Source organism: 'Catharanthus roseus' aster yellows phytoplasma (genome assembly GCF_004214875.1).
Classification (GTDB): Bacteria; Bacillota_I; Bacilli_A; order Acholeplasmatales; family Acholeplasmataceae; genus Phytoplasma; species Phytoplasma asteris.
Map to the genome: position 1 here is coordinate 1 of NZ_CP035950.1, position 3,833 is coordinate 3,833.

At 25.7% G+C, this 3,833-nt stretch carries 5 protein-coding genes; all 5 read left to right on the forward strand.

Going from position 1 to position 3,833, the window contains the following annotated elements; genetic code table 11:
• The first annotated feature begins 717 nt into the window (after positions 1-717).
• The 5 genes from EXT02_RS02850 to EXT02_RS02870 are packed head-to-tail and all read left to right on the forward strand — an operon-like array spanning position 718 to position 3,744.
• The gene (locus tag EXT02_RS02850; RefSeq protein ID WP_130428048.1) at positions 718-1,209 is read left to right on the forward strand and encodes a hypothetical protein; all 492 of its coding nucleotides are present in this window, start codon (positions 718-720) and stop codon (positions 1,207-1,209) included.
• Positions 1,196-1,723: a DUF2963 domain-containing protein gene (locus EXT02_RS02855; RefSeq protein ID WP_130428050.1), complete on the forward strand. Its 528-nt coding sequence runs from the start codon at positions 1,196-1,198 to the stop codon at positions 1,721-1,723. Before EXT02_RS02850 ends, EXT02_RS02855 begins: the two co-directional genes overlap by 14 nt.
• A 2-nt stretch (positions 1,724-1,725) precedes the next feature.
• On the forward strand, positions 1,726-2,184 hold the full coding sequence (locus tag EXT02_RS02860; protein ID WP_130428052.1) for a hypothetical protein: 459 nt from the start codon (positions 1,726-1,728) through the stop codon (positions 2,182-2,184).
• 23 nt (positions 2,185-2,207) lie between these two features.
• Entirely contained in the window at positions 2,208-2,522 is a 315-nt protein-coding gene (locus tag EXT02_RS02865) for a single-stranded DNA-binding protein (RefSeq protein ID WP_130428054.1), read from the forward strand.
• 49 nt (positions 2,523-2,571) lie between these two features.
• On the forward strand, positions 2,572-3,744 hold the full coding sequence (locus tag EXT02_RS02870) for a hypothetical protein (RefSeq protein ID WP_130428056.1): 1,173 nt from the start codon (positions 2,572-2,574) through the stop codon (positions 3,742-3,744).
• Positions 3,745-3,833 lie beyond the last annotated feature (89 nt).

The window sequence follows — 3,833 nt, forward strand, 5'->3', positions numbered from 1 at the left end:
AACTAGGCGGCCAGCCGAAGTACATCCAAATTAACTCTTACCCTCCTCCTATAAAGTCCCCTTTGGGGATTTAGGGGTTGGTTTTTTTATACCCAAATTCGCTAGTGTTTACGTTGGGGGGGGGGTAAACTTATTTTTGAAAACCAAATGTGTGTATTTTTTTTTATTTTATTAGTTATTTCCTAACTTTACACGCGCATGGGCGATAACATTGCCCCATGCGCTTCTTGATAATACCTAAGTTTTTATGTTACACAGATTTTACACACATTGCAATGTGTGTATCTTTTTTTATAATTTGTGTATCTTTTTTTATAATGTGTGTATCTTTTTTTATAATGTGTGTATCTTTTTATAAATTAATTAAAACGAACCAACCGCCTTTGCCGTGAGTATCGGTAAAGGAGTAGGTTGGAGAGTCAATATTTCAAAAGAAAAAACTATTTATTTTTCATTTTTTTATTTGTTATTTCTTAGGTTTTTTGTTATAATATAAGTGTATTGACAGCGAAATCAAAAATAAGAATTAGTTTTTAACACAAATAAATGTTAAAATAATTAATGACCTTATATATACGTTCTTCGCTGTCCGTATATGTAGGGTCATTTTTGTTATGTAAAGCTCACATTAAAAAAATATAAAAAAAAATAGTTATATAAATCTAATCTTTTCCCGGATACCGATTTATATAACTACCATATAGGAGGCTGCATTAAATGCAAACATCTATTTCAAACATAGACGTATTTATTTCAAAAATAAATGACTATGTTACTTATATTATAACATTTTTTAAGTACATTTTTAACAGTATTATTGCCATCAGAAACGTTGGGTTTTATTGGGGCAATTGGACAAATAGTTTTTCAATAATTTGTAATTTTGCTTTATCTATTTTTTATATTTTAACTTTTATTACTTTTTTAGTTTTCTTTGATTCTATTTTTCATATCGTTAAGCAAATAATAAAAATTATTATTTATTGGCCCATTAAACTTTTAATTTTAGGGATATATGTTTTTTTATTATTATTAAAATATTTATTTATTCCCAAATCAGAATTAAAACAACCAGTTCAAACTAATAATTCTAATCTAGATGAATTAAAACAATTAAATAAAAAAATATCAGATTTAGAATACAAACTTAATTTACAAAAAAAACAAAATTTAATTAAAAAAGTAGATTTTAGATATGAAAAAAAATAAGTCTAATAAAAAAAATATTATTTTAATCCTTTGGGGATTTTTATTTGTAATAGCTGTGATTGTTCTTTTATCAATGTTATTATTTTCTTTGCAATCAAAAACCTCTAAAGTTGAAACTAATAACCAACAAGAACAAGAAATATATAATGCTATTCTTAGAAAAATAGAATCTGAAGTTGATGAATTAACAAATATTAAAGAAATAGTTTATCGTCCAGATGGTAAAACTATAAAGCATATTAAAATATTAGATTCTCAAACTAAAAAAGAAATTAAAAGAATTGTTTATCATGATGATGGTAAAACTATACTTTGGATTAAAGAATTTGATCCTCAAACTAGTTTGCAAATAAAAAATACTATTCATAATGAACAAGGAAAAATTATACAAATTATTAAACATAATTCTTTAAGAGAATATGTTGTTGAACAATATAATCCTATAACAGGTACTAAAATTAAAACAATATATTACAATCCAGATGGAACTGTTAAAGAAGAAGAAATTTATTAATCATGAGTAAGAAAAGAAAAATAATATTAAAGCTTTGGATTATATTTATTTTAATTATTCTTCTAATTCTCTTATTTCTTTTAGGTTTAAGATTACCTAAATTATTTAAATCAATTAAAGATAAAAATAAATTTGAAACCCAATTTCAATATCAAACTCAATATATCCATGATACTAATAAAGTTCAAAATATAATTGGATTAATTAATTCTTTAAAACGTTTAAAAACTTTAAAGCAATTAAAACCTCAAACTGAAAAACAAACTGAAAAACAAGAACAAGAAGAAGAGCAATATCAATTTGATTGGAATTCAAATTATGATACCGATGATAATAAATTAATTAAAGATATCGCAGTCGTAACTTTAACCACAGGTGCAGTTGTTATTAGCTGTGTAGTCCTAACACCTATATTTGCATCTCTAGGTCCTATTGCTGCTCCTCTTGCTTTGTTAGCTTAATTTAAATAGAAAGGAGAAATAAAATGTTAAATAAAGTTCAATTAATAGGTAATATCACTCACGACCTAGAACCAAAAATTATTAATACTAATGATGGTGAAATATCTAAATTAGATTTTAGTATAGCTGTTAATATTAAAGATAAAGTTAATTTTATTCCATGTGTTATTTTTAGAAACCAAGCAGATAATATGTTTATGTATCTTCATAAAGGTTCAAGAGTATATGTAGAAGGATCTTTATCAGTGGAAAAATATACTAATAACGATGGTGAAAAAAAAACCTCAACTAAAGTTATTGTTCAAAAAGTTATCTTTTTAGATAGCAAAGATAAATAAAAAAATAGCCCCTAATCTAATAGGGGCTTTAACAAGAAAGAGATAAAAAATGAAAAAAACTAAATTTAGATTAAATACTAAAGATATCTTTTTAACCTATTCCAAATGTCCTTTAGGTAAAGATAAAATTCATAATCATATTAAAGAATTAATGGCTTCTAAAAAACAAGAAATATCATATATCATTTCTAATACCGAAAACCATCAAGACCATAAAGAAATCCATACTCATGTTTTGTTTCAATTAACAAAACGTTATCAAATTACAAATCAAAGATTCTTTGACATCGAAGGTTTTCATCCCAAAATTGAATCTGCCCGTGATATCGAAAAATCAATTAACTATATCAAAAAAGATGGTGACTTCATCGAAGAAGGTACTCCAAGACATAAAAAATACGTTCGTCAAAACCAAAAAGAAGAACGTAAACAATTAATCTATGATGAAATTGATAGATTAAAAGAACAATATTATTATGATGATAATTTAACTTTAACTCAAGTTAAAAAATCTCTTGATACTTTCATTAAAGATCTTGATCGTGATTTTTATTATGAACAAATAGATTTAATTGAAAAAATCCTAAAAAAAAAGTTCATCAAACAATCAGAAGATTTGCTTGAAGAACTTGAAAACGAAACTGAATCATTTTTTAGTTTTGATACTTTTAAAGATAACGACACTACCCAAGAAATTAAAATGGCTATAAAGGAAGAGATGATTTCTGAGCATCGTCCTAAATCCATTGTAATCGAGGGTGCTAGTAAACTTGGTAAAACCGAGTTTATAATTAGTTATCTAAATAATCAACGAGTACAATTTAATTATATCAGGGGCTCGTTAGATTTTAACAAAAATAGCTATAATGATAGGTTTAAAATCGATGTTTATGATGATATAAGTATAACTGATATTAGACGTGCTGGTTTATTAAAAAACATTATTGGAGGCCAAAGAGGATTTATAGTTGATGTTAAATATTCTCCCAAAAGAAAATTATCTGGTAATAAATTATCTATCTTTTTATGTAATGAAGATATTAGTTTTTCAGATTGGTGTGAAATAGAAGAATCTTCTGGTGGTAAAGAACATAAATATATTCAAAAGAATTGTATCTTTATAAATGTAGATGATAAATTATATCATGATCCTCAGGACAAAGCTTTAAAAGACATTCCTATTCAATTTTTTGGTGCAGATAAAGTTGAAATTGAAGATTAAAAGTTACCCCCAACGAGCAGAGCGAACTAGGCGGCCAGCCGAAGTACATCCAAATTAACTCTTACCCTCCTCCTATAAAGTCCCCTTTG